Origin of the sequence: Neobacillus novalis NBRC 102450, assembly GCF_001591805.1 — a bacterium.
Taxonomy (GTDB): Bacteria; Bacillota; Bacilli; order Bacillales; family Cytobacillaceae; genus Neobacillus; species Neobacillus novalis.
The window spans coordinates 230,796-255,738 of the sequence record NZ_BCVP01000007.1 but is presented as its reverse complement, the minus strand read 5'-3'; the positions used below and the strand labels follow the sequence as shown (position 1 = coordinate 255,738).

The following is a 24,943-nucleotide window of genomic DNA, read 5'->3' as shown; positions in this document are numbered from 1 at the left end:
GAGAAGGTGCCAAAATGCAAAACGAAACAATGCCGAATTTTTTAAAGAATAGAGCTTTTCTTACCCCTGAAAGAACAGCTGTTTATTTTAAGGAACAAACATTAACATTTAAAGAACTTTATTACCGCTCTCTTAAAGCAGCAGGCCAGATTCAGGCTTTTGGTATTCAACAAGACCAGTTTGTGGGCGTATTATTGAAAAATCATCTTGATACCGTGGTCATTTTGTTTTCCCTCCAGCTATTAGGGGTCAAAGCGGTCATCTTGAATAATCGTTTAACCCCTGCCGAACTTGTTTGGCAATTGAATGATTCGAAAGCAGCATCCCTGATCCTTGAAGATTCTTTTGCCGAAATCGAACTTGAAATTCACAAACAAATTACCGGTTTGAACACCATTACAAAAGAGCGGCTTTTTCAAATGGAACCAGCAGTGCCAGCTATTAAAGATGAAATTAGCCTTTCGGGAATCTGTACCATCATGTATACATCGGGCACAACCGGGAACCCAAAAGGTGTTCTTCAGACTTATGGAAACCATTGGTGGAGTTCTGTTGGCTCGGCATTAAATTTGGGCTTTATGGAGAGTGATTCCTGGCTTTGTTCGGTTCCGCTTTTCCACATTAGCGGGTTTTCGATTCTCATGCGCAGTGTCATCTATGGGATGCCGATTGTTCTTCATGAACACTTTGATGTGGAACAGACGATTGCTGATATTGCCGGAAAAAAGGTTACTATCATGTCAGTGGTTGGAACAATGCTTTCACGGATAGTTGAAAAGCTTGAAGACAGGAGGCTTCCGGAGCATTTCCGCTGTATGCTGTTAGGTGGTGGTCCTGCACCGTTACCATTATTACAGGCATGTGTGGAGAAGGATATTCCAGTTTTTCAAACGTACGGTATGACTGAATCTTCCTCGCAAATCGTAACACTTTCTCCAGAATATAGCCTAACAAAGCTCGGTTCCGCTGGAAAGCCTTTGTTCCCTGCACAGCTCAAAATTGTCCGTGATAACGGCTTACCAGCAGAAGCCGGGGAAGCTGGTGAAATAACCGTAAAAGGACCAAATGTTACACCAGGTTATTTAAATCGTCCAGAAGCAACGGAAGAAAAGTTTCATGATGGCTGGTTTTCCACCGGAGATATAGGCTATTTAGATGTGGAAGGGTTTTTGTATGTCCTCGATCGTCGTTCTGATTTAATCATTTCCGGCGGAGAAAACATTTATCCAGCTGAAATCGAAGCAACGCTGTTAGCTCATCCTGCAGTTGCTGATGCAGGGGTGACAGGTATTGATGACCCGAAATGGGGGCAAGTGCCGATTGCTTTTATCGTAAAAAACAATACGGTATCTGCGGATGAGCTCCAAGAATTTTGCCGAGAAAGACTTGCAAAGTACAAAGTGCCGAAGGCATTTTACTTTATTGAAAAGCTTCCTAGAAATGCAGCGAAAAAACTGCTGCGAAGACAGCTGAGGGAGCGGGTGGCTGATAAATGAAGATAGCATCAATTGAGCTTTATGTGATTCGCATGCCCTTAAAGTCCCCATTTCTAACCCATTTAGGAACCGTGGAAGACCGCGAGGGCATCATTGTAAAGGTAACCAACACGGATGGCCTTTCAGGGTTTGGCGAAGGTGTGGCTTTTTCTACGCCATGGTATACCGAAGAAACGGTCGAAACTAGTTTGCATATGTTAAAGGATATTTTGATTCCCTTGCTGCAAAAACATCCAATTAATCGTCCTGAGGAGGCGTCACATCTTTTCAGTTCGATAAGGAGAAACAATATGGCAAAGGCAGCCTTGGAAACGGCCCTATGGGATTTGGATGCAAAGAGCCACTCAGAGCCTCTTTCTAAAATGATTGGCGGCACACGCGAAATTATTGCGTCTGGCGTCGTCGTTGCAACCGATTCAACAGCCAAAGCACTGCAGCAAATTGAACAATATATCGAAGAGGGGTATCAGCGTGTCAAAGTGAAAATAAATCCAAATCAGGATTATTCTTTTCTCGCAGAAATTCGCCGCCATTATCCTGACCTTCCGCTTATGGCAGATGCCAATTCGGCCTATACATTAAAAGATATTGACCATCTAAAGGCTCTTGATGAATTTAACTTGATGATGATCGAGCAGCCGCTGGCACATGACGATATCATCGAACACGCTGTGCTGCAAAAAGAAATCCAGACGCCTATATGCCTAGATGAAAGCATCAGTAGCTTTGATGATGCTAGAAAGGCAATTGAGTTTGGGAGCTGTAAGGTGATTAATATTAAAGTAGGCCGGGTTGGCGGGCTGTATGAAGCCAAACGAATACATGATTATTGCTACGAAAAGAGAATTCCTGTCTGGTGCGGCGGGATGATTGAATTTGGCATTTCCCGTGCTCATAATATTGCACTCGCTTCACTTCCTGGATTCTCCATTCCAGGTGATATATCCGGCTCCAGCCGGTTTTGGGAAGAAGACATTATCGCTCCAGACGTAACCGTTGAAAATGGCAATATTACCGTACCAAAGGCCCCGGGTATCGGGTTTGAAATAAATGAAAAAAGACTTCAAGAAACACTATTATCCAAGAGGAAATTTGTATTTTAAAAAAAGGCTGAGTTAAAGAATATTGTTGATTTTGATCACAATGTTGATTGGAGTGGAAGGCGCGAGACTCCTGCGGGATCAGCGGGACAGGTGAGACCCCGCAGGCGCTTTAGCGCCGAGGAGGCTCACCGCCCGCCCCGCGGAAAGCGAAGCGCCTGGAACGGAAATCAACATTCACTTTTAACACAGCAAAAAAAAGAACCAGGCGGATAAGATGCCTGGTTCATTTCTTCTATAAATCACTTGCTTCAAAAGTTTGACAATCGGTTTCTTTAGTTGAATCAGCCGTCTGTCCAGTATGGCTGACAACGTAGATTCTATCGGCACTGCACTTATTGCCATTAGCCCAAAACGTACAGTTATTCACTTCACATAAAACATCTTGTGCCATCCGTATCACTCCTTAAAGTTTCGGTAATACAGACATAGCATTTGCTGATTTCGATAACAGCATGCCCGAAAATGAAAGGAAACTGATGTGAGAATTGGCTAACAAACCAAAATTTAGTTATTTAAAGCTGTTTTTAATGACTCAAGATTTTTATTCATTAAAGAAAAATAAGTTTCTTTATTTTTAATGTCATCTTTGGATAATACAGCGAGATTATGAATTGGTAATGCTTTAGCACTAATTTCTTTTTGAACGACCCTGCCCAGTTTAGATTGCACGTTTTGTTCGAACAGAATATAGTGTAAGCCCTCATGGTCAGCGACAGAGATAATTTTTTCTAGTTCCTTTTGTGTCGGTTCATTTGTCGTCGAAAGCCCTGAAATACTTATTTGTTCAATCCCGTAACGCTGTTCCCAATAGCCAAACGCTGCATGAGTAACAATAATTTTTTTATGCTTTGCATTCGTAATGGTTTGTTCATAATGAGCGTTTAGTTCATCTAATTCTGATGCAAGTTTTTGATAGTTTTCAGTGAAAAGTTCTTTGTTTTGTGGCATTTTTTTAACTAATTGATCACGAATAACTGCCGCCATTTCCTTTGAATAAAGCGGATCAAGCCATACATGCGGGTTTACATCCCCATGGTGGTGGTCATCATGCCCATCTTCATCTTCTTCATCTGCATGAACATCTTTTGGTAACTGCAGCTTATCGGCAGTAGGCACTAAGGAGACATTTTCGTTTTTCAACGTTCCTTTTGCTTTTTCTACAAAGCCTTCAAGTCCGAGCCCAATGTAGAAAAATAAGTCTGAATCTGCTAGGTTCATCATATCCTTTTGAGATGGTTCAAAGGTATGTTCATCGGCACCTGGAGGATAGATTGTTTTTACGTCGACATATTTGCCGCCAATCCGTTCAGTAAAATATTGCAAAGGAAACACTGTTGTATAGATTGTTAACTGGTCTTTATTTGTATGTGACAAATCTTTATCATTTGTACAGGCGGATAATATCAGACTCAATGGTAAAAAAATAAAAAGAATAATTTTTTTCATAAAGGCTCCTTAAAGTTTTTAAATCGGATTAATTACGATTTAAAGTCGAAAAATTTTTTATATTTAGAAAAGAAATGAATGTGTAATACGGAACGATTCCGATTTCCTTAGTAATCTTACAAAAAAAATCGCCAAAATGCAAGTATAAAATTTGAAATAAACATTGTCTTTTATGTATGCTGAAAAAGAAAGGTGGAATTTTATATGAACAAATTAACATTATTAAATGAAATTCTAGACCATAATAAGAAATTTGTAGAAGCTCATGAATATGAGAAATATGAAACAACCAAATTTCCTAATAAACGAATGGTGATCCTCACTTGTATGGATACACGATTGCTGGAATTATTGCCAAAGGCTCTAAACTTGGGAAATGGTGATGCCAAGCTGATTAAAAATGCTGGAGCGCTTGTTTCACACCCTTTTGGAAGTATTATGCGGAGTATTTTGATTGCGATATATCAATTGAAGGCAGAGGAAGTTTTAGTTATTGCTCATTATGATTGTGGAATGAGCGGCTTAATAGCAGAGCCCGTGATTGAGAGTATGAAAGCACGAGGCATTTCCGAAGAAACGATTGATACGCTAGATTATTCCGGTATCGACATTAAACAGTGGCTTCATGGATTTGATAATGTGACAGAAAGTGTAGAGCAAAGCGTTAACATTATTAAACATCATCCGTTAATGCCGAATGGTGTACCGGTACATGGATTGGTCATTGACCCTAAAACAGGAAAGCTTGATCTCATTGTTGATGGTTATCAGGCGTAGGCTTTTTCTCAGGAACCGGGTCTAAACCACCTGGATGAAAAGGATGGCATTTTGCTATTCTCTTAATGGTAAGCCAGCCTCCCTTTAAAGCACCCAAGCGCTGAACTGCTTCTAAGCCATAATGCGAACACGTTGGATAAAATCGGCATGTTGGTGGTTTTAAGGGTGAAATAACAACCTGGTAAAAACGAATAATGGATAGAAAGACTTTTTTCAACATCGAATGATCTCCTTCTTACTAATTACTTACACGATACCATATAATTTTTTTTTAGTCTAAATTGGTAAAATTGATTAAGTGGATGAAAAAACTCGGAATTTATAGTATGATAGGGAATAGATGAAATAAGGAGTGATATTCATGCCTTCAGTTGAAAGCTTTGATTTAGATCATAATGCTGTGAAAGCCCCTTATGTAAGACATTGCGGTGTCCATAAGGTAGGAAGTGACGGCGTTGTGAATAAATATGATATCCGTTTTTGCCAGCCAAATAAACAGGCAATGAAGCCTGATGTGATTCATACACTAGAGCACCTGCTTGCCTTTAATTTGCGCAACCATTCTGAGAAGTATGACCACTTCGATATTATTGATATCTCGCCTATGGGTTGCCAGACTGGGTATTACCTAGTAGTCAGCGGCGAGCCGACTGTGGAGGAAATTATTGATCTGCTTGAGGATACTATGAAGGATGCGGTTGAAATTACCGAAATTCCAGCGGCAAATGAGCGCCAATGCGGCCAAGCAAAGCTCCATGATTTAGAAGGTGCGAAACGATTAATGCGTTTCTGGCTTGAGCAAAGCAAAGACGATTTAAAACAAGTATTCGCCTAATAATATGGAAAATTCCTATTCGCTAAGAATAGGAATTTTTTTACGCCTTCTTTTGGTCTTGTTCTTGTTCTGTCAACTCTAGGTCGACATATGGGTTATTTTCTAATGGATCAACAGTATGTTTATACGTATAGGCTTTTGAAGTGGTAATAACCGCGAGAAGCAAAACGACAATGACAATAATAATACTAATTACTAATATCGTATTCAACATTTTCTAGTGCCCCCTTTACCACTACATTGTAACATGAAAAACTCATATATTAAGTACAAAAGGCATAAAAAAGGAAGCTGTTTTCAGCTTCCTCTTATTTTGGTATGTAAAATCAATGAATATTTCTAGGATAGTAGGTATTCGTGCGTTGTTGGCCGTACTCCTCTTTAGCGAATTTCCCCTTTAAGCTTTCAATAAGGTATAAACCCATTAGGTCATAAAGTTCTTGTTTATCCATTTCCTGGATTAATGCAAGCAGGTCTTCTTGCGACATCTCTTCTAAAAAGGCAAAGGCAAGCATATCAATATCCTCTTCATCGCCGGTTAGCTTGTTCCGGTACATTTCATATAATTCATCGACTAATTTCATTTGTATCACCTCCTAAATTTTTACTCATACTTATTCCATTCCCTTAAAAAGCTTAAATAATCCCTCCATTTCACATCTTGAATTAACTGAAAAATCTGTTTTCTCGATTGTATGTTTATTATAACGTATTCATTTCTAAAAAATGAGTCGAATTTTGAAAAAGAATAAATTTTATCTGTTTGTGGATTAATAAAAAGAAAAGGGGATGACATAATGGAAGAGCAGAAGAAGACCTATTATATTGATGTTGGTACTGGGGGAATCTCCCAAAGTGCCACAGGTTCAACATGGAGCTATAAAATACAAGCAACTGATGAAGAAATTACCGAGTTACGTGAGTTGTTTAATCAAAATTATTCGACCGAGTGGAAAAACTTTTTCAGAGCCCATATACCCTATCTTGAATATCACCATGACCGCTCAAACGATGCGTACGACAGTACAATACAGCAAGTATATGGCATGCTACATAAGCTGGGTGATGATGAAGCCAAAAGCCATATTGAAAATATGAATATTTTGCCGAATGGAGATTAACGGCTAGAAGGAAAATCCAAATTATTTAAGGATTTTCCTTTTTTCCGTTATAATAAAAGAATTAATAATATGAGGCAGGAATTGAAATGATACGGTTTTTAGATGATAACGGAAACAAGGTGGAACTGTCATTTTCACAAGGGGCCTTCGAAGAGGAAGCAAAACATGTTTTGGTTATTTGCCAATTTGGAGAAGGATGGCTTTTAACCAATCATAAACAAAGAGGGCTAGAGTTTCCTGGCGGCAAAAGGGAACCTGGCGAAACCCTTGAGGAGGCTGCAAGACGTGAGGCCTATGAAGAGACCGGAGCTATTCTTGCTGATTTAAACTTATTGGCGCAGTACAGAGTTCAAGACGTGGTGGGCCCCTTTGTTAAGTCTGTTTTTTGGGGAAAGGTAAAAAGGATAGATGAAACAAGTAGTTATCACGAAACAAATGGCCCGGTTACCGTCAACGGCGATATTCTACAATTGCGATTTGGGGAAGAATACAGCTTCATTATGAAGGACCGAGTCGTTGAGGAATGTATTACTCACATTCAAACACTGCAAAAGGAAAAAGAATAGCAGGGAGCTCGCGCCAAACTGCTATTCCTTGATTAGTTTTTTTTCAAGAAGTTCCACGAGCTGGTACATTATCGTGGCGAAAACGGCGATAACTAAAAGCGATAGGAAAACGAGCGTGAAATTAAAGACCTGAAAGCCGTAAATAATCATGTATCCCAGTCCTTTAGACGATACAAGGAATTCACCAACGATGACACCGACCCATGATAGGCCGACATTGACCTTCAAGGTTGAAATGATGGTTGGAAAGCTCGCCGGCATAATCGCTTCTTTAAAGCATTGAAACCTTGTCGCTCCAAACGTTTGCAGCACCTTTACATAATTGGGGTCAACTTCCTTAAAGGAGGTATAAACCACAATGGTCGTTATGATAATCGAAATAATCGCACCCATTGCAATAATCGAGGGATACCCAGGACCCATCGCGACAATCAATATCGGACCTAATGCCACTTTAGGCATCGCATTTAAGATGACTAGATAGGGGTCGAGTATTTTTGAAATCATCGGCGACCACCAGAGGATAGCGGCCAATATCGTTCCAAGTAGGGTACCCAAAATAAAGCCAAATACGGTTTCTGTTAAGGTTACGCCTAAATTGGTTACCAGCGACCCATCCTGCATTTTAGCGATTAATAGGTTCCATATTTTCGACGGGGAACTGAATATGAGCGGATCAATCCAGCGATTCTGACTTGAAATCTCCCAGCTGGAAAAAAAGAGCAGGAAAATGATTCCTTGATAAAACCGAACCCATCTTTTTTCTACTTTTAATGATTGAAGGTAGTTTTTATGAAGGAGGTCTACCTTATTCGTTTCTCTGATCAAGAGACTCCAACTCCTTCCATATCGTTTGAAAGATGCTCGAATATAGTTCATGATTTCTTGCTTCAAAAGGGGGTACCTTCCGCAACTCCTCGGGAATATGAAATGTTTTATGGAGCCTTCCCGGTCGCGGCGAGAATAAAAAGACCCTGTCGCTCATGGCAATGGCTTCGCCAATATCATGCGTAACTAGAATGGCTGTTTTGCCAAACTCATCTAAGGTCTGTGAAACTAAATCTTCGAGCTTTAGTTTTGTTTGGTAATCGAGAGCTGAAAAGGGCTCATCAAGCATCAACAGTTTAGGTTCTGTAGCGAGCGTTCTAACAAGTGCGACCCTCTGCCTCATCCCGCCTGATAATTGCTTTGGCAGCTGTTTCTCGACTCCGGTCAAGCCAATTTGCTTTAATAAGCTGAGTGCTGCTAATTTTGTCTTTTCATTTAACTGCTTTGATAATTTAAGACCTAACAAAATATTTTCTTCAATCGTTTTCCAGGGTAACAAATAATCCTGCTGGAGCATATAGCCTATGTCATTTTTGGCGGTTGAAATCGGTTTATTTTCTAACAGAACCGTTCCTTGGGTTGGTGGCAGCAGGCTTGAAATGATGGAGAGCAGGGTCGTCTTTCCACAGCCGCTTGGGCCGAGAATGGAGACAAATTCCCCTTCCTCAACCGCAAGTGAAATATCGGAGAGGGCCGTGGCAGAAGTGTCTTTGGTGAAATAAGTATGGTGAATTTTTTGAACGGTTAAGAAACTCATAAAAAGACGGCCTCCCTTTCAAGTTATTTTTTCATGACTTTTTCGGCAATCTCGGTATTAACAAGCGTTTTATGATCGACTTCTTTTGGAAGTTCGCCCGCTTCTTTCATGATATTTTGCAAGTTATTCCATTCTTCTTCATCTAGAATGGGGTCGGTTGCGAATGAGCCTTGACTCTTATAGCGCTCAACAACAGTTCTCATGATTTGGGGGTCTGTATCCGGAAAATACGGTTCAACTGCTTTGGCGATTTCTTCAGCACTGTGCGACTCCACCCATTGCTGTGCCTTGTAAACAGCTCTTGTGAATTTTTCAATCGTATCCTTATTTGCTTTCATATAGCTTTCTTTTGCCATAAAGGTTGTATATGGAACATGGCCTGATTCCTTTCCAAAAGAAGCGACAATATGCCCTTTTCCTTCTTTTTCAAAAATGCTCGCCGTTGGCTCAAATAATTGCACGAATTCCCCTGAACCGGAGGCAAAGGCGTTTGCAATGTTCGCGAAGTCGATATTTTGGATTAGGTTCAAATCCTTGTGTGGATCAATTCCATGCTTCTTTAAAACAAATTCACCGACCATCTGCGGCATACCGCCTTTACGCTGACCGAGGAAGGTCGTTCCTTTTAACAAATCCCATGAAAAATTATCTATTTTTTCACGGGAAACAAGGAATGTGCCGTCTGTTTGCGTTAATTGGGCAAAATTGATGACCGGATCATTAGAGTCTTGCGCATATACATAAATCGATGTTTCAGAACCGACCAGGGCAACATCGGCTCCCCCTGAGATCAGCGCCGTCATTGTTTTGTCGCCGCCAGGAGTCGTCGTTAGTGTAACATCTAAACCTTCCTCTTTAAAAAATCCTTTTGCCAGAGCAACATATTGCGGGGCATAAAAAATAGAGCGCGTTACTTCAGCAATCCGAACTTTTTGTAATTTCTTTATTTTCGTATCGTCATTACTGTTGCAAGCAGCTAAGGAAAACATCAGAATAGCAATTAGAAGGAAGGAAAAACTGAACTTTACTGATTTTTTCATAAAAACTGAACCTCCTTAAATCTGGGCTAAATTTCTAAGATTATCGTATGAAGCAAAAAAAAATGTGTGAATGCCCAGTTCCACAAAATTTTTTAAAAGGGATCGATATAAGATGAATGATGGAAAAATTGTGGCTATTAACCGATTTCCTTCCCCTAATCCAACGGTGGAATTGATGGAAATCACCTATATTTCTAATGGATTAAAAGTAAAAGGACTGCTCGCAGAACCTAAATATGAAGAAGTATCTGACGGCTTTCTTTATTTAAGAGGCGGGATCAAAAATGTCGGGAAAGTCCGGCCGGCGCGGATTGCTCAGTTTGCCTCAGAAGGGTTTATTGTATTTGCTCCGTATTATCGCGGCAATCAAGGCGGCGAAGGGAATGAGGATTTTGCCGGAGAGGACAGGGAGGATGCGTTTTCCGCCTTTTTACTATTAAAGTCTTTACCAAAAGTTCGCGATATTCATGTCTTTGGTTTTTCACGCGGTGGCGTGATGGCACTCTTAACAGGGATTCAATTTCCAGAAGCGGCATCGATTGTTACCTGGGGCGGGGTTAGTGACATGAGCCTGACCTATAGGGAACGGAAAGATTTACGAAGAATGATGAAGAGAGTAATCGGTGGAACGCCTGACAAATATCCGGAGCGCTATCACGACAGGACTCCCCTTTATGAGATGGAAAAGTTAGCAGCTCCAGTATTGATCATTCATGGCGCTCTCGACGATAATGTGTCCGTCGAGCACGCTTACCGGCTTGAAAGAAGACTTAGGGCATTAGATAAAATGGTTGAATGTTGGTATTTTGCGGAGTTAACGCATTATTTTCCACCTGCAGTAAATCGAAAAGTCGTTGAAGATTTAGCAAAGTGGATGAAAAGTCAGCACAAAAGATGGTAATATAGAGTTAATATAAGCAGAGGAGCGGATTTTTTATGGGTATGCCTCTTGAACTCAATACGATGATTGTAACGAAGGGAAGAGAGACAAGGGTAGAGGAAAATCTCTTTGTATTGAAAAAAAAAGGATACAGACTTTATCCAATTGAAATTCCGATTGAAGTTAGAAAAACGAAGGATAGTGATTCAAACGGTACAGCATTAATTAAAAAAGTCGAGTGGCAGAAGAGCAGCACGACACTAACTTATCAACTAATTTCATTAAATTCGACGAATTAAGCAGGGGCAGTTGAACCTGCTTTTTCTTTTGGTTTACGATATAAAATCTTTTGAATTTAATGTAATATTTTTGTGTGTTTTTTCTAAATAAGCCCTAATTCTAATTAATTTGCTAAATTATAAGTGATTAATAGGAAAAAGAGCTGGGGGATGAAGGATGAAAAGAATAGTCGTTTGCGGACTAAGTAATCGCGCCTTGGGAATGTTTATTGAACCAATCCTAACTGATTTTGCTCATGAAAATAAAATTGTGGGACTTTTAGATACAGATGATCGACGAATTGAGCTTTGTAAAGATAGTTTTCCCGAATTGTTTTCAATTCCGTCCTATAATGCAGATCAATTTAATCAGATGATAAAGGAAACAAACGCTGACACAATCGTCGTTACTAGCAGGGATGATACCCATATTGACTATATTTTGCAAGGCCTTGAACAAGACTTAACCGTCATTACAGAGAAACCGATGGTAACAAATGCGAATGATGCCGTTAGGGTGATGGAGGCAGAGCAACGCAGCAAAGGAAAAGTAATTGTTGCTTTCAATTATCGCTACGGTGCATTCCATCGAAAAATAAAAGAACTGATTTTAGAAGGTAAAATCGGCCGAGTTACATCCGTTGACTTGAATTGGTATATTGATACGTATCATGGGGCCAGTTATTTTAAGAGATGGAATCGAAACAGAGAGTATTCCGGTGGCTTGTCAATCCACAAATCTTCCCATCATTTCGACTTGGTCAATTGGTGGCTAGACCAGAAACCGGAAGAAGTCTTTGCTTATGGGGCATTAAATTACTATGGCAAAGATGGAGAATTTAATCCTAGCGTAGCAGATAATAGACACTGTAGTACATGTCAAGAAAAATATAACTGTCAGTATTATATGCGCTGGTCAAACCGCAGAAATAATATCGCTGTTAAAGATGATCATATTAAAGCGGATAATATTGAAAAGTCAGCTGATAATTATACGGATTACCGCCCGGACGCCTGTATCTTTGATCATGAAATCGAAATTGAAGATACTTACTCAGCAATTGTTAAATACGATAAAGGTGCGCTGTTAAACTATTCCGTTAATTTTTCCGCTCCATATGAAGGATATCGTCTTGCCATCAATGGAACAAAAGGGAGAATTGAAACAACGGAATACCATGAACCAAGCCGCATTTCGTTTCCATACCCCGAACAAACGATAGAATATTATCCTTTATTCGGAGCGAAAGAGACCATCCATGTCGTTCAAAATGAAGGCTCACACGGGGGAGGAGACCCATTGCTGCAGGAAGATCTCTTCTTGGGCGTGGATCCTAATAGGTCCTATCAAATTCTCGCAGGTGCAGAAGCCGGAGCCTATTCGATTGCGGTAGGGGAAGCAGTATGGAGGTCATGCAAGGAGAACAAGCCGTTTCGAATAAACGAACTGCTTAGGTCCACAATTGAAATAAAATATTCATGAATTATTTCCCTGCTTCTAATTGAAGAAGCAGGGAATTTTTGGTCTAAAGACCCCCATTTTCCGCCTTAGTATTTTAGTATTGATAAAATGTAAAATACGGGAAAAAGGTAGGCAATTTGGAATAATGAGGAAAAAATTACTTAAAATATTTAACAAACATATAAAGATTTTATATTTTTAAAAGATTCCGTTTTTATATAATAACAGGTGAACTTTAACATGCACACGAGGGGGGAATGAGCAAAGCGGAATAAGATAAGGTAAAAAACCACGCTGCTATTTCATTTGAGTGCATCATAAATTAGGGAGGAATACTAGTTGAGATTTATTAGGAATCTATCAATCTTATCAATTGTTTTACTCATGCTTAATTCACTGTTTAATGTAAGCGGTTTCGTAATGAAAGCTAATGCAGAAACGCAGATATCAGCACCACAAAACCTTAAGGTACCTGCATTAGCCTACGATGAAAACAGTATTACATTGGTCTGGGAGAAACCAGCGGACTATGAAAACATTGTTGACTACAATGTATATATGGATGGTAAAAAGATTGGCAGCGCCAATAATCAATCCATTTCCCCTGCTAAATCACATATAGACAAATTCTATGCAGATCCGAACAATAGCGGGCATGTGAAAGTTGTTATGCACAATTTCACAGCAACAGATCTAAAGCCTAAAACCAATTATCAATTTACGGTTAGGGCTGTTGATAGAAATGGCAATGAATCCAACGATAGCAATACTGTAAGCCAATCGACAACAGCGGTGCCAAAAGTGTTCAATGTTAAAGATTATGGTGCCGTCGGTGATGGCAAAACATTAAATACTGAGGCAATTCAGAAGGCGATTGATGAATGTACACCAGGCGGAAAGGTGATAATCCCTGAAGGAACTTTTAAAACAGGGGCGATTTGGCTGAAAAGCAATATGACCCTTGAGGTTGCCGAAGGGGCCACCCTGCTTGGCTCTGAAAATGCTGATGACTACCCATATCACTATTTGTTATATGACTATTCCACTGACGAGCGCTTCTATTCTCTCATCAATGCGCACACCTATGATTACGGCAGTCTTTCAAATATAAGGATTGTTGGAAAAGGAACGATTGACGGGAATGGCTGGAAACAGAATGGCACAGACCCGGACGGCTTTCCGCTTTCCCAAACTAGCAGTTCCACTACTGTTTATGAAAATGGTATTCTCGCAAAAGTACAAGTAGAACGGGCTGAAGAATTAGGGAGTGAGAAGCCATATCCAACGAGGTCGAACCTGATTACTCTTAGAGGGGTTAATAATGTTTATTACAATGGGTTTACGGCGCTTAACCCGTCCAATCATACGTTAGTTAATTTAAACAGCAACAATGTCACTGTTAATGGAGTAAAGCTATTAACCTATGATGTGAATAACGCGGATGGAATTGAATTTGCCCATGGTGATGGCCTTACTGTATTTAACAATGTCTTCGATACAGGGGACGATGCGATGAATTTTGCTGCAGGACTCGGAGCATCGAGCGAACACGAAGATTCCACCAAAAATGCCTGGATATTTAATAATTACTTCAGAGAAGGGCATGGGGCGGTTGTGACTGGAAGCCATACAGGTGCCTGGATTGAAAACATCTTGGCGGAAGATAATGTCCTTTATAAAACGGAGGTTGGCCTTCGCTGCAAAACAAACCCGGATAATGGCGGCGGTGCTAGAAACATTGTCTTCAGGGACAATGCGATGAAGAATATTGCCAAAGAAGGGTTTATCTTTACTTCTGCTTACTCGGATGCTAATGCTGCCATTGAAGTGGAGCCAGCTGCAGTAAAGGGGCAATTTAAGGATATTGTCGTTAAAAATATTACCGTAGATGGTACCGGAAAAGAAGCAATCAAAGTGGAAGGCGTAACGGATCAATTTCATGAGAACATCCATTTTGAAAATGTAGTATTTATGAATGCAAAGGCGACTAAGATTAATTATTTAAAAAATAGTTCATTTACTAATGTGAAATTTAACAATACAAAAAATCCATGGGCCATCACTAATTCTACTAGATTATCATTCAAAGGTGAGACAACAGCAACACCGGTTTCCAGTGATGCAAGTAGTGCCCCTGTTTGGTCAAAAGATAGCAAATTGGAGGCAGTGAATACAGATGATGTATCCATTACATTAAAATGGGAAGGAGCTCAGGATGCGACGGGCGTTAAGAGCTACAATCTCTATGATGGGGAAACGCTTCTAGCAACAGTCAACGGGTCTACTCAAACGTTTAAACTAACAGGGCTTTCTCCGGCATTAACCTATAACTTCAAAGTAGAAGCTGCGGATGCCACCGGAAATTGGACGGAAAATGGACCACGTTTACAAGTGAAAACAACCGGTTCAAAGGATGAAGTCGCTCCTTCTGTACCTACTGGAGATAATATCCTCACCCTTAGTGCAGTATCCGGCAGTCTCGGGACTTCATGGGCCAAAATTAATTGGCTGCCCGCTTCGGATCAATACGGCATACAGCGATATGAAATCTATGTGAATAATCAACTGGCAGGAACGGCTGATGGTAATGTAAATGCTTATACAGTTACCGGATTGAAGCCAGATACTAGCTATCTTATAAAAATAAAAGCGGTTGATGCAGCAGGTAATGGAACGATGTATGATACCGCTTTACAGCTGACTACAAAAGCAGTATATGACACAGGAGCGCCTATATGGGCAGCGAAAAGTGAAGTCAAAGCCCAAGCCATCACGCAAACAAGTGTAAAATTAAGCTGGACAGCTGCAAGTGATGACAAAGCGATCATTGGCTATAGGATTTATCAGAACGGAAAACCGTTGGAAGGGAAAGTTAAATTTACCCCAATCAATACTGAAAAGTCAGTTGCAGGAACAAGCTACAGAGTAGAGGGCTTGGAACCTAATACAACCTATACATTTAAGATTGAAGCTGGTGATGCCGCCGGTAAATGGACAGGCACCGGCCCAAGCTTAACGATAACAACAAAAGGCCCGCAGAATGCTAAAAAGAAATAAATAGTGGTTTCAGGAGCTTCCCAAGTTTTCGGGAAGCTCTTTTTATTGACTAAAAGAGTAAAAAGATACAGAAATATATAAAAATATTAAACACTTACCCAAAGATTTTGAATTCTTAATGTAAGCGTTTTCGATTAAAATGAGAAAAGAAAGGAGGATTAATAATATGCGCTTACAAGAAAAACTAGACCTAAATGTTATCTCCCCTGAGCAAAGTAAACCAAGAAAAAAATTTAAAACTGAAAAGTGGATTCCTTACTTATTTATTTTACCTTCAACCCTTATGGTAGTTGCATTTCTGTTTTATCCGATCGGAACGGTTTTCTACTACAGTTTGCAAAACTACAACCTGGCTGCTCCTTTTTACGATAGTTTTGCCGGGTTTGATAACTTTATCAAAATCTTTACAGAGGATAAATTTTTTTTCCCAAGCCTATTGACGACGCTTAAATGGGTCGTGTCACAGGTTGGTCTCCAGTTAATTTTTGGTATGATTGCTGCGATTTTATTAAATAAGACATTTAAATTTAGAGGACTTGTCAGGGCTGCAGCCTTTATACCTTGGGCTATCTCAGGGGTGCTCGCATCCGTTATGTGGTCACTTATGTATAATGAACATATGGGCGTTATTAATGATATGTTGATGAGACTCGGGATTATCCATGAAAACCAAGCATGGCTGGCCAATAACAGTACAGCATTTATCTCCGTTGTTATTGCCGAATTATGGAGAGGAATTCCCTTCTTTGCCATTACATTACTTGCTTCACTTCAAAGTATACCTGAAGAACTTTACGAGGCGGCACGGGTTGATGGTGCAGGACGATGGAAGAGCTTCATTTTTGTCACGATTCCACAATTGAAAAACACGATTATTTTGACGACACTTCTGCGTGTTATCTGGGAATTTAACAATGTTGATTTGATCTTTAACCTAACAGGCGGCGGACCTGCAGGCAGTACAACAACTCTTACGATGTATATTGCCAAACAGGCCATTCACGGCAGTAATTTCGGTTATGGATCAGCACTTACTGTCATCTCGTTTGGAATTCTATTAACCTTTGCGATTGTGTATTTGAAAATAACACGGTTTGAAAGAGAGGAGGGCTAACGTGAACGGGGCACAAAAAAGACTTGATAAATTATTTACCTTTAATATACCGATTTTAATCATGCTGATGTTTACTGTCTTCCCTCTATATTGGACAATTAATACGGCCTTTAAGCATGAGGGAGATATACTCAAACGACCACTGCAATATGTACCTGCATCTCCAACAATCGAAAATTTCGTTTCAGCTTGGACCAATGTCGGGTTTGCTACGTACTTTAAAAATAGCTTAATTGTAGGTATTTGTACTGTAGTGATCGTGATTATCCTGTCCATTCTTTCTGGGTATGCGCTAGCAAGATATCGTTTTAAAGGGAAGCGTGCATTCCTTCTAATGTTATTATGCACCCAGTTTATCCCAAGATCGATGCTGATTATTCCGTTATTTATCGTATTTAAACACTTAGGCTTAATTAGTCATCCGCTTTCACTGATTCTCACCTATGCTGCAGTTGAGATTCCATTTACAACAGTTTTGATGAATGGCTTTATCTCAAATGTGCCGCGTGAGCTTGAAGAAGCAGCGATGATTGATGGCTGCAATCGTATGCAGGCACTGCGTTACGTCATTTTTCCATTACTAGTTCCAGGAATTGTCGCGACCTCGGTATTTACTTTCATTTATACTTGGAATGAGTTTTTACTCGCATTAATGCTTACCAACCAACAGGGACGTTTTACCCTTCCAGTTGGATTAAGTTATATGATGGGTGAGTTCAATATTAACTACGGTGCTTTAGCAGCGGGAAGTGTAATCGCTTTAATTCCTGCCGTCATCCTATTCTCTTATGCCCAAAAGCATTTAGTTAACGGCTTAGGTGGAGCAGTAAAAGGATGATTGGCAGTTTATTAAGAAAATAAAAAAAGATATAGGGGGAGTTAATTTGTATAAGAAGTTACTTAAAACAGTCGCTGCTACCTCAATGGCTGCTTCATTACTACTAGCCGGCTGTAGTAAAGACACAAAGGATGCAAATGCTGGAGCTAAGGAAAAGAAAGATGATCCCAATGAAAAGGTAACATTAACCTTTTGGGATGAAAATGCTGGTCCACAACGGACACCTATTTGGGAAGAATTAATTAAACGTTTCCATGATAAAAATCCGAATATTACGGTTGAATATGTGGGATTACCAAAGGATTCCGCAAAACAAAAGTATGACGCCGCAATCGCAGCAAATGACACTCCTGACGTTGCAAGTGTGCAGACAAGCTGGCTGCCTGAGTTTTCTTTACGTGAGGCATTACTGCCACTTGACTCCTATTTTGATAAATGGGAAGACAAGGAAAAAATCAACAAAGGTTCGTTAGACTTTAATAAGAAAATCGTCGCAGATAACAAGTTATATGGAATTCCATATACCCAAAACCTAGACATTCTTTGGGTGCGTCCAGACTGGTTTAAGGAAGCAAATGTACAAATTCCTGAAAATTGGGATGACTTCTTTGGTGCTGTAGAAAAGCTGGCCGATAAAGATAAAAATCGATACGGCTATACGATTCGCGGCGGAGCCGGCGGTTCTTTCCAATTACAACGGATGATGTATGCTTACTCAGGAATCAATGATTATATTAAAGACGGAAAAAGCACCATTAATGATCCAAAACATGCTGAATTCTTAAAGAAATACTTTGCATTATATAAAAAGTTCACACCACAAAGTGATATTACGAACGATTATAAAGCAATGATTGCCGGATTCGATACTGGTGCAGTTGCGATGGTTCAACATAATATCGGTTCATTTGGTGAGCATAGCAAGGCATTACAGCCCGATCAATTCCAAGCCATTCCATTACCGAAGACTGCAGATGGAAAATATGTCGCTGAAGGCGGAAATACAATTGGAATTAGTGTTTTTAAAGGAACGAAGCATCCGGATGCAGCTTGGAAACTCGCAAGTTTCTTAAATTCAAAAGATAGCCAAAGCTATTGGAACCAACAAGTTGGACAAATCCCTACGAACTCAGAAGTACTAGGAGAAGATTGGATTAAGGAATCACCGCATATCCAAACAGCGTTCAAGGTATATGATGATAAAGACACAGTGCTATACCAACCGCCGTTCTATCTCCCAGAATACAGATCGATTTTGGATACAGTTGTTGATCCTGGAACACAAGCTGTTTTAAGCGGAAAAATGACAATTGAAGAATTTTTAAATGAATGGGCACAGGCAATGGAAAAAGCCCAAGCTCAATACGACGAACACTTTAAGAAATAAGATATAAAATGACGAGCCGTCTTGAAAATACATTTCTAGACGGCTTCGCTATTACCATAAGGACCTCTAATCTATGGCACTTAAGGTGAGAAAAACCAACAATATCATTATTCAGGGGGACTCCAAATGACAAACAACCAGGAAACCATATTATCACAATTAAGTGCAGAAGTTCCGATATCGATGGCAGAACGGGCATGCCAGGTCTTGATGAATACATTTACGCCAGCAAATCTACCGCCGGCAAATACCTGGCATTATCATCAAAGTGTGTTCCTTTACGGGATGCAACGGGTTTGGGAGAAAAACGGTGGACAGGAATATTTTGATTATATTAAAGGCTATGTCGATACGTTTGTGGATGCCGACGGCAATTTTCTGTTTGCTAGAGATGAACTGGATTCCATTCAGGTAGGGATATTACTTTTCCCGTTATATAAGAAGACGAAGGATGAACGCTATAAAAAAGCAGCAACTAAGCTAAGAAACTTGTATACCACCCTTAATCAAACAAAAGAAGGCGGCTTTTGGCATAAAGATAAATATCCGTATCAGATGTGGCTTGACGGTTTATTCATGGCCGGGCCGTTTGCCCTAATGTTTGATCAAGCATTTAACGAGCCTGAATTAGTTGACATGGTATTATACCAGGAAAGCTTGATGAGAAAGTATATGACGGATCAAGAAACAGGTCTGTTATACCATGCTTGGGATGAGACTAGAAGTATGCCTTGGGCAAATCCGGAAACAGGCTGTTCACCGGAATTTTGGGGCCGGTCTGTTGGCTGGTATGGCACCGCATTAATTGATATTCTTGATATCCTTCCTGAGAATCATGAAGGAAGAACAGTTCTGATTGAAGCACTGCAAAAACTAATCAGCGGCTATGCCAAGTTTCAAGATGAAAAGACAGGCTTATGGTATCAGATTGTCGATAAGGTAGACCAAACTGACAATTGGCTAGAATCCTCTTGCTCCAGTCTATTCGTTTATACGATTGCTAGAGCAGTAGAAAATGGCTATGTAGATAAAAAGTATATAACAATCGCTGTCAAAGCCTACCAAGGCCTTTTAGATGAGATGATTGAATGCGACAATGATACGTGGAAAATGAAAGGCATCTGCATCGGCACTTCAGCAGGTGTGTACGATTACTATGTTTCACGACCTGTGTCTGAAAATGATTTACATGGAGTAGGTGCCTTTATTCTGGCAAGTATGGCAGTCGCTAATATAATCGAATAAGAAAATAATTATTTCCATCTTGGAGAAAACCCATGCAAGGTTCTTGTTATGGGTTTTCCGTCTTTAGGTTATTTGGAGTTTTAAGCCATACATAAATATATCTATTTACCAGATAACAATATTTTAGTATCTTATAAACTATAAGACTACAATAATTTTCTTCATCCAGAGGAGTCGTTAGGCTGCCATGTTCAGACAACGAATCAAAATATTGATAAAAAAGTATTTTCTATTTTCTTTAAGGTCGACAATCATCTCCTTATTTCTGCCTGTTATTATTATTTTTATTGCAATTATGGGCTGGGTATCTTATATGCTGGCTGCCGCACAGCTCGAGGAAAATGCTTATAAAAATATTGATGATACCGTTTTTCAGACTAAGGCTTATTTAGAAAATCGGCTGTCAGATGTGTTCGAACAATTGGTAACGTTTTCAAATAATCCGCAAACTTTATCGATCATAAACTCAGAATCTGCTGAAATCAGGCCAACTGATTATATTGATATGAGTAATTTGCTTAAGACTATTCACTTAAATAACACCACCGTCATTGATTCGATTTTCGTTGATATGCATCATGGAACATTTTCGTTGTATCGAAGTGATTATTCTTTAAAAAACAATCAGTTTCCCTATAGTCAATATAACAATCGCTACAATGGCAATCGAGAAGGATTTTATTGGCAGAATGTTCATACAGATGATATTTTCCAAAGCAATGCCAAGGTTGTCAGTTTGTTTAAACTGATAGGAAACAATCAATCGAAGGCTAACGGAGTTCTTTTGTTTAATTTGCGAAATGACTTTTTCGAAAAGGTTTTAAATAAATCCCTTATCGGTGAACAGGGTTATATTACACTGCTTAGTCCTGATGGATATATGAACTCCAAGAATGTAACAGGCGAGTATAGTTTGGATGCAGAAAATGCTGCCTATCTAAGAGGTTTAGAAGAGGAAAGTGGGAAATATCAGTTTCAAAACATCGATGGCAAGAAAATGATGGTCGTATACGATACAATCGGAATTAATAAGTGGAAGATTGCGGCGATTTTTCCGGTAGATGAAATTTTAAAAAAGGCCAACTATATAAAATATGTAACGATTGTTGTGATTATTACACTTACAGGCATCGCCATCTTACTTGCTAACTTTTTTGCCAGGTATATATCCAATCCGGTTTCATCCTTGGTGAATCAGACCAAATTAATTAGCGAAAATCACCTGGAATTAAAATATGATCATCGCGGTCCACAGGAAATCCAATTTCTGAATATTGCAATCGAGGATCTAATGGTTAGGGTAAACGACCTGCTAAATCAAATAAGGTTGGAGCAGGAGGAAAAGCGGCAATTGGAGTTTGCGATACTACATGCGCAAATAAATCCGCACTTTTTATATAACACGCTTTATTCAATAAAAGGCCTTTGTGATATGGGATTAAATAAGGATGCCAGTTCAATGATTACCGCCCTATCCAACTTTTTCAGAATTAGCATTAGCCAGGGGCAGGAAATCATTACAATAAACGAAGAAATCACACATATAAAAAATTATTTATATATCCAGGAAATGAGATATGGCGATGATTTTTCCTATGAAATCGAAATAGGAGAAACGATTCTAACTTATAAAATTATTAAGCTCACACTGCAGCCATTAATTGAAAATGCGATCTACCATGGAGTAAAACAAACACGTGGAAAAGGCAAGATTACCATCAAGGGCTATGAATCAGGGGAAAATATCTGTCTTGAGGTCATCGACAATGGTACAGGAATGAGCACTGAAAAACTTCAAGCTGTTAGGAAAGAGTTATATGAAAAGAGATCGGGTCAGCCTACGATCGGGATTGGACTAAGAAGTGTACATGAAAGACTGCAAATGCATTTCGGTGAACCATATGGACTAGTATTAGAAAGTGGGGAAAATATTGGGACAAACTGTTTGGTCGTTTTTCCTAAACTAAAAGGGGGGCTAACGAATGTATAAGGTTGCAATCGTAGATGATGACCGCATCATTCGCAGGGGGCTATCAAGTGTCATTCCCTGGGAAGAACATGGCTTTCAATTAGTAGGTGAAGCAGCTGATGGCGAAAAAGGGTTGGAGCTGATTGAAAAAGAAAGACCACAAATTGTTGTGTCAGATATTAAAATGCCATTTATGGATGGCTTAGAAATGGCACGGATGAGCAAAGATAAAATGCCAAAGATTAAATTTATCTTTCTGACTGGATATGAAGATTTTCAATATGCCCATGAGGCAATTAAAATTAGGGCATTTGATTATTTGTTAAAACCGGTGGATTCCGAAAGCTTAATCCAAAAAATTAAAGAAGCCGCGGAGGAGTGGGAACAGGAAGAGCAAAAAGAAAAGCGAATGAATGAAAGCAGCCCTTTTAATCAAAAAAAGTTTCTTGAAAAATTAGCCGTTACCCATTTCACAAATGAGGAACTAAAAAAGGAGCTTAGCTTATTTGGCATAATAATGGACGGTCCAACATTCTTGGAAGGAAATTTGACCAAGCTAATCGAATTAGGATTATCCTCAAAAGTGAATGATTATCTTGAAGGTATAAAAAACCAATTATTGAAAAACAGCAGTGCTTCACTGCAAGAAGTCCAGTTGTTGACCATCAGGATGGTTGGACTTATTGTGGATGAATCGGCTAAATGGTTAAAAGGATCTGGCAAAAGTCCAGCTAGTTCACAATATCAATCGGAAATCCTTGAAATGAAAACGATTCCAGATATTTTTGAAATGGTAAAAAACATAGCAATCGACCTCTCCGTTAATGCGAATAAGCTAAATGAAAACAAAAAGTCCTCACTGGTAGATAAAGCAATTGCCTTTATTGAAAGCAACTACCAGTTGGCGGAAATATCTTTACAAAAGGTAGCAGAGGCTATCCATGTTAATCCTGCCTATTTAAGCAACCTTTTTAAAGTAGAAAAAGGATTTAACTTTGGGGATTTTCTTGTGGAAACACGGATGAAGGCAGCGATGGAACTCATTCGCCAGAGCGACTTAAAAACCTATGAAGTTGCTTCCAAAACCGGGTACTCAAATCCGCAATATTTTAGTATTTGTTTTAAAAAGTATACCGGCTATTCACCCGCCCAATTTAAGAAATTAATATAGATAGGCAAATGTAAATGGTCCTAGTACAAGGACCATTTATTATTTTAAAAAATATGCGCCATTAAAAATTTTTTGATATTGAATAAACAGCTATTAAAAGGTAAAATGAATCTAGAAATGTTAACGTGAACATTATTGATAAACTGAAATAAAGGATGATGAAACTGTGGAAAAATTTATGGGTGAAAATTTTTTATTAAAGGATGAAACCGCTATCACGTTATTCCATGATTATGCAAAGGAAATGCCGATCATTGATTATCACTGCCATTTAAGTCCAAAGGAAATCTATGAAAATAAAAGATTTAAAAATATTACAGAGGCATGGCTTTACGGTGACCATTATAAATGGAGAGCGTTGCGGGCAAACGGCATTTCCGAGGAATACATAACCGGAAATGCAGACGATTATGACAAATTTATTGCCTGGGCAAAAACAGTACCAATGACAATCGGCAATCCATTATATAACTGGACCCATTTAGAATTGCAGCGTTTCTTCGGTATCCATGATATATTGAATGAAAAGAGTGCCCCGGAGATTTGGGAAAAAGCTAATGCATTATTGAATGGCGAAGGCTTTGGCGCGAGAGATTTAATTGAAAAATCAAATGTCCAAGTAGTTTGTACGACGGATGATCCAGTTGACAGCTTAGAATATCATTTATTATTAAGAGAAAAAGATGATTTTAATGTAAAGGTTGTTCCGGGATTCAGACCTGACAAAGGCTTGGAAATTAATCGTGACGGTTTTCTTGATTGGGTAAAACAGCTGGAAACATCATCAGAATTAACAATTAACAGCTATGCTGATTTCCTAAAGGCACTAGAGGCGAGAGTGAAGTTTTTCCACTCCGCAGGCGGAAGGGTTTCCGATCACGCTCTTGATACCATCGTGTTTGAGGAAACTGCACAGGATGAAGTGGAGAGAATCTTTAGCGAAAGATTAACAGGGAATAAAATTCCTTTAATCGATGAAAATAAATTTAAAACGTACACGTTAATCTATTTGGGTAAAAAATATGCAGAGTTAGACTGGGCGATGCAATTCCATATTAACGCGAACCGCAATAATAATAGCAGAATGTTTAAGGAACTAGGTCCTGACACCGGCTACGACTCAATGAACGACGATCAAATTGCAAAACCATTATGCAGAATTCTCGATGCTTTAGAGAAAGAAAACAAACTGCCAAAGACGATTCTATATTCATTAAATCCGAATGATAATCCTGTAATTGCAAGTATTATTAATAGCTTCCAGGACGGGAAAACACCGGGTAAGATCCAATTTGGTACAGCATGGTGGTTTAATGATACGAAAGAAGGTATGCTTGAACAGATGAAGGCGTTGTCCAGTATCGGTCTTTTTAGTCGTTTTATCGGCATGCTGACAGATTCAAGAAGTTTTCTTTCCTATACAAGACATGAGTATTTTAGAAGACTTGTTTGTAATCTAATCGGGGAATGGGTCGAAAACGGGGAATTTCCACAAGATATCGAACTATTAGGCAGCATCGTTCAGGGAATTGCCTATAATAATGCAAAAGAATACTTTCAATTTCCACAATAG

25 protein-coding genes are annotated in these 24,943 nt (G+C 39.3%); 17 read left to right on the top strand and 8 right to left on the bottom strand.

The genetic code is table 11. The features are described from left to right. Nucleotides 1–14 precede the first annotated feature (14 nt). Both BANVL01_RS05795 and menC read left to right on the top strand, forming a co-directional pair. Nucleotides 15–1,496 (top strand): o-succinylbenzoate--CoA ligase, encoded by a 1,482-nt coding sequence (locus BANVL01_RS05795; RefSeq protein ID WP_066091104.1) that lies wholly within the window; start codon nt 15–17, stop codon nt 1,494–1,496. Further along, complete coding sequence (menC, locus tag BANVL01_RS05790) at nt 1,493–2,599, top strand: o-succinylbenzoate synthase (protein ID WP_066091101.1); 1,107 nt, start codon at nt 1,493–1,495, stop codon at nt 2,597–2,599. Before BANVL01_RS05795 ends, menC begins: the two co-directional genes overlap by 4 nt. Before the next feature lie 232 nt (nt 2,600–2,831). Here the strand turns inward: menC and BANVL01_RS26565 are convergent, their stop codons facing one another. Beyond that, entirely contained in the window at nt 2,832–2,990 is a 159-nt protein-coding gene (locus BANVL01_RS26565) for a DUF1540 domain-containing protein (protein ID WP_066091098.1), read from the bottom strand. A gap of 113 nt (nt 2,991–3,103) precedes the next feature. Beyond that, entirely contained in the window at nt 3,104–4,045 is a 942-nt protein-coding gene (locus BANVL01_RS05785; RefSeq protein WP_066091095.1) for a metal ABC transporter solute-binding protein, Zn/Mn family, read from the bottom strand. 204 nt (nt 4,046–4,249) lie between these two features. Between BANVL01_RS05785 and BANVL01_RS05780 the strand changes: the two genes are divergently transcribed. Next, nucleotides 4,250–4,822, top strand: coding sequence for a beta-class carbonic anhydrase (locus tag BANVL01_RS05780; protein ID WP_066091092.1), 573 nt, complete (start codon nt 4,250–4,252; stop codon nt 4,820–4,822). Here BANVL01_RS05780 and yidD read toward each other — a convergent pair. Next, nucleotides 4,797–5,042, bottom strand: coding sequence for a membrane protein insertion efficiency factor YidD (gene yidD / locus BANVL01_RS05775; protein ID WP_066091088.1), 246 nt, complete (start codon nt 5,040–5,042; stop codon nt 4,797–4,799). The genes BANVL01_RS05780 and yidD overlap by 26 nt on opposite strands. 141 nt (nt 5,043–5,183) lie before the next feature. Here yidD and BANVL01_RS05770 point away from each other — a divergent pair, with 141 nt between their 5' ends. Then, nucleotides 5,184–5,657, top strand: a complete 474-nt coding sequence (locus BANVL01_RS05770; RefSeq protein ID WP_024030136.1) for an S-ribosylhomocysteine lyase — start codon at nt 5,184–5,186, stop codon at nt 5,655–5,657. 40 nt (nt 5,658–5,697) lie between these two features. On the opposite strand, the gene ytzI is transcribed toward BANVL01_RS05770, so the two are convergent. Together ytzI and BANVL01_RS05765 are read right to left on the bottom strand one after the other, a co-directional pair. Continuing rightward, the gene (ytzI, locus tag BANVL01_RS26560) at nt 5,698–5,868 is read right to left on the bottom strand and encodes a YtzI protein (protein WP_082804876.1); all 171 of its coding nucleotides are present in this window, start codon (nt 5,866–5,868) and stop codon (nt 5,698–5,700) included. Between the two features lie 115 nt (nt 5,869–5,983). Continuing rightward, on the bottom strand, nt 5,984–6,241 hold the full coding sequence (locus tag BANVL01_RS05765; RefSeq protein WP_066091084.1) for a DUF6154 family protein: 258 nt from the start codon (nt 6,239–6,241) through the stop codon (nt 5,984–5,986). Nucleotides 6,242–6,454: 213 nt separating this feature from the next. Between BANVL01_RS05765 and BANVL01_RS05760 the strand changes: the two genes are divergently transcribed. Together BANVL01_RS05760 and ytkD are read left to right on the top strand one after the other, a co-directional pair. Then, complete coding sequence (locus BANVL01_RS05760; protein ID WP_066091081.1) at nt 6,455–6,778, top strand: hydrolase; 324 nt, start codon at nt 6,455–6,457, stop codon at nt 6,776–6,778. A gap of 86 nt (nt 6,779–6,864) precedes the next feature. Further along, the gene (ytkD, locus tag BANVL01_RS05755) at nt 6,865–7,344 is read left to right on the top strand and encodes an RNA deprotection pyrophosphohydrolase (RefSeq protein ID WP_066091078.1); all 480 of its coding nucleotides are present in this window, start codon (nt 6,865–6,867) and stop codon (nt 7,342–7,344) included. Nucleotides 7,345–7,365: 21 nt separating this feature from the next. On the opposite strand, the gene BANVL01_RS05750 is transcribed toward ytkD, so the two are convergent. The 3 genes from BANVL01_RS05750 to BANVL01_RS05740 are packed head-to-tail and all read right to left on the bottom strand — an operon-like array spanning nt 7,366 to nt 9,969. Beyond that, a complete protein-coding gene (locus BANVL01_RS05750) occupies nt 7,366–8,172 on the bottom strand; it encodes an ABC transporter permease (RefSeq protein ID WP_235845491.1) in 807 nt (268 codons plus the stop codon). Beyond that, the gene (locus tag BANVL01_RS05745; RefSeq protein WP_066091075.1) at nt 8,153–8,929 is read right to left on the bottom strand and encodes an ABC transporter ATP-binding protein; all 777 of its coding nucleotides are present in this window, start codon (nt 8,927–8,929) and stop codon (nt 8,153–8,155) included. Before BANVL01_RS05745 ends, BANVL01_RS05750 begins: the two co-directional genes overlap by 20 nt. Before the next feature lie 23 nt (nt 8,930–8,952). Next, on the bottom strand, nt 8,953–9,969 hold the full coding sequence (locus tag BANVL01_RS05740; RefSeq protein WP_066091071.1) for an ABC transporter substrate-binding protein: 1,017 nt from the start codon (nt 9,967–9,969) through the stop codon (nt 8,953–8,955). A 112-nt stretch (nt 9,970–10,081) separates the two neighbouring features. On the opposite strand from BANVL01_RS05740, the gene BANVL01_RS05735 reads away from it, so the two are divergent. From BANVL01_RS05735 to uxaC, 11 genes are all read left to right on the top strand, one after another. After that, nucleotides 10,082–10,870: an alpha/beta hydrolase family protein gene (locus tag BANVL01_RS05735; protein WP_066091068.1), complete on the top strand. Its 789-nt coding sequence runs from the start codon at nt 10,082–10,084 to the stop codon at nt 10,868–10,870. A gap of 35 nt (nt 10,871–10,905) precedes the next feature. Next, nucleotides 10,906–11,148, top strand: coding sequence for a DUF2584 domain-containing protein (locus BANVL01_RS05730; RefSeq protein WP_066091065.1), 243 nt, complete (start codon nt 10,906–10,908; stop codon nt 11,146–11,148). Nucleotides 11,149–11,305: 157 nt separating this feature from the next. Further along, the gene (locus tag BANVL01_RS05725; protein ID WP_066091062.1) at nt 11,306–12,610 is read left to right on the top strand and encodes a Gfo/Idh/MocA family protein; all 1,305 of its coding nucleotides are present in this window, start codon (nt 11,306–11,308) and stop codon (nt 12,608–12,610) included. A gap of 318 nt (nt 12,611–12,928) precedes the next feature. Next, nucleotides 12,929–15,646: a fibronectin type III domain-containing protein gene (locus BANVL01_RS26555; protein ID WP_066091059.1), complete on the top strand. Its 2,718-nt coding sequence runs from the start codon at nt 12,929–12,931 to the stop codon at nt 15,644–15,646. A gap of 166 nt (nt 15,647–15,812) precedes the next feature. Further along, nucleotides 15,813–16,760 (top strand): carbohydrate ABC transporter permease, encoded by a 948-nt coding sequence (locus BANVL01_RS05715; RefSeq protein WP_066091056.1) that lies wholly within the window; start codon nt 15,813–15,815, stop codon nt 16,758–16,760. Nucleotide 16,761: 1 nt separating this feature from the next. After that, nucleotides 16,762–17,598 (top strand): carbohydrate ABC transporter permease, encoded by an 837-nt coding sequence (locus tag BANVL01_RS05710; protein WP_235845490.1) that lies wholly within the window; start codon nt 16,762–16,764, stop codon nt 17,596–17,598. 46 nt (nt 17,599–17,644) lie between these two features. Further along, a complete protein-coding gene (locus BANVL01_RS05705; RefSeq protein ID WP_066091053.1) occupies nt 17,645–18,985 on the top strand; it encodes an ABC transporter substrate-binding protein in 1,341 nt (446 codons plus the stop codon). A 147-nt stretch (nt 18,986–19,132) separates the two neighbouring features. Next, a complete protein-coding gene (locus tag BANVL01_RS05700; protein ID WP_425311866.1) occupies nt 19,133–20,230 on the top strand; it encodes a glycoside hydrolase family 88/105 protein in 1,098 nt (365 codons plus the stop codon). Nucleotides 20,231–20,417: 187 nt separating this feature from the next. Continuing rightward, on the top strand, nt 20,418–22,220 hold the full coding sequence (locus BANVL01_RS05695) for a sensor histidine kinase (protein ID WP_066147735.1): 1,803 nt from the start codon (nt 20,418–20,420) through the stop codon (nt 22,218–22,220). Then, complete coding sequence (locus BANVL01_RS05690; protein WP_066091047.1) at nt 22,213–23,370, top strand: response regulator transcription factor; 1,158 nt, start codon at nt 22,213–22,215, stop codon at nt 23,368–23,370. Before BANVL01_RS05695 ends, BANVL01_RS05690 begins: the two co-directional genes overlap by 8 nt. A gap of 166 nt (nt 23,371–23,536) precedes the next feature. Next, on the top strand, nt 23,537–24,943 hold the full coding sequence (uxaC, locus tag BANVL01_RS05685; RefSeq protein WP_066091044.1) for a glucuronate isomerase: 1,407 nt from the start codon (nt 23,537–23,539) through the stop codon (nt 24,941–24,943).

What these genes read in the sequence shown, in the direction of transcription:
- BANVL01_RS05795 (WP_066091104.1), top strand. Translation starts at nt 15, where the DNA reads ATGCAAAACGAAACAATGCCGAATTTTTTAAAGAATAGAGCTTTTCTT.
- menC (WP_066091101.1), top strand. Translation starts at nt 1,493, where the DNA reads ATGAAGATAGCATCAATTGAGCTTTATGTGATTCGCATGCCCTTAAAG.
- BANVL01_RS26565 (WP_066091098.1), bottom strand. Translation starts at nt 2,990, where the DNA reads ATGGCACAAGATGTTTTATGTGAAGTGAATAACTGTACGTTTTGGGCT.
- BANVL01_RS05785 (WP_066091095.1), bottom strand. Translation starts at nt 4,045, where the DNA reads ATGAAAAAAATTATTCTTTTTATTTTTTTACCATTGAGTCTGATATTA.
- BANVL01_RS05780 (WP_066091092.1), top strand. Translation starts at nt 4,250, where the DNA reads ATGAACAAATTAACATTATTAAATGAAATTCTAGACCATAATAAGAAA.
- yidD (WP_066091088.1), bottom strand. Translation starts at nt 5,042, where the DNA reads ATGTTGAAAAAAGTCTTTCTATCCATTATTCGTTTTTACCAGGTTGTT.
- BANVL01_RS05770 (WP_024030136.1), top strand. Translation starts at nt 5,184, where the DNA reads ATGCCTTCAGTTGAAAGCTTTGATTTAGATCATAATGCTGTGAAAGCC.
- BANVL01_RS05765 (WP_066091084.1), bottom strand. Translation starts at nt 6,241, where the DNA reads ATGAAATTAGTCGATGAATTATATGAAATGTACCGGAACAAGCTAACC.
- BANVL01_RS05760 (WP_066091081.1), top strand. Translation starts at nt 6,455, where the DNA reads ATGGAAGAGCAGAAGAAGACCTATTATATTGATGTTGGTACTGGGGGA.
- ytkD (WP_066091078.1), top strand. Translation starts at nt 6,865, where the DNA reads ATGATACGGTTTTTAGATGATAACGGAAACAAGGTGGAACTGTCATTT.
- BANVL01_RS05745 (WP_066091075.1), bottom strand. Translation starts at nt 8,929, where the DNA reads ATGAGTTTCTTAACCGTTCAAAAAATTCACCATACTTATTTCACCAAA.
- BANVL01_RS05740 (WP_066091071.1), bottom strand. Translation starts at nt 9,969, where the DNA reads ATGAAAAAATCAGTAAAGTTCAGTTTTTCCTTCCTTCTAATTGCTATT.
- BANVL01_RS05735 (WP_066091068.1), top strand. Translation starts at nt 10,082, where the DNA reads ATGAATGATGGAAAAATTGTGGCTATTAACCGATTTCCTTCCCCTAAT.
- BANVL01_RS05730 (WP_066091065.1), top strand. Translation starts at nt 10,906, where the DNA reads ATGGGTATGCCTCTTGAACTCAATACGATGATTGTAACGAAGGGAAGA.
- BANVL01_RS05725 (WP_066091062.1), top strand. Translation starts at nt 11,306, where the DNA reads ATGAAAAGAATAGTCGTTTGCGGACTAAGTAATCGCGCCTTGGGAATG.
- BANVL01_RS05715 (WP_066091056.1), top strand. Translation starts at nt 15,813, where the DNA reads ATGCGCTTACAAGAAAAACTAGACCTAAATGTTATCTCCCCTGAGCAA.
- BANVL01_RS05695 (WP_066147735.1), top strand. Translation starts at nt 20,418, where the DNA reads ATGTTCAGACAACGAATCAAAATATTGATAAAAAAGTATTTTCTATTT.
- BANVL01_RS05690 (WP_066091047.1), top strand. Translation starts at nt 22,213, where the DNA reads ATGTATAAGGTTGCAATCGTAGATGATGACCGCATCATTCGCAGGGGG.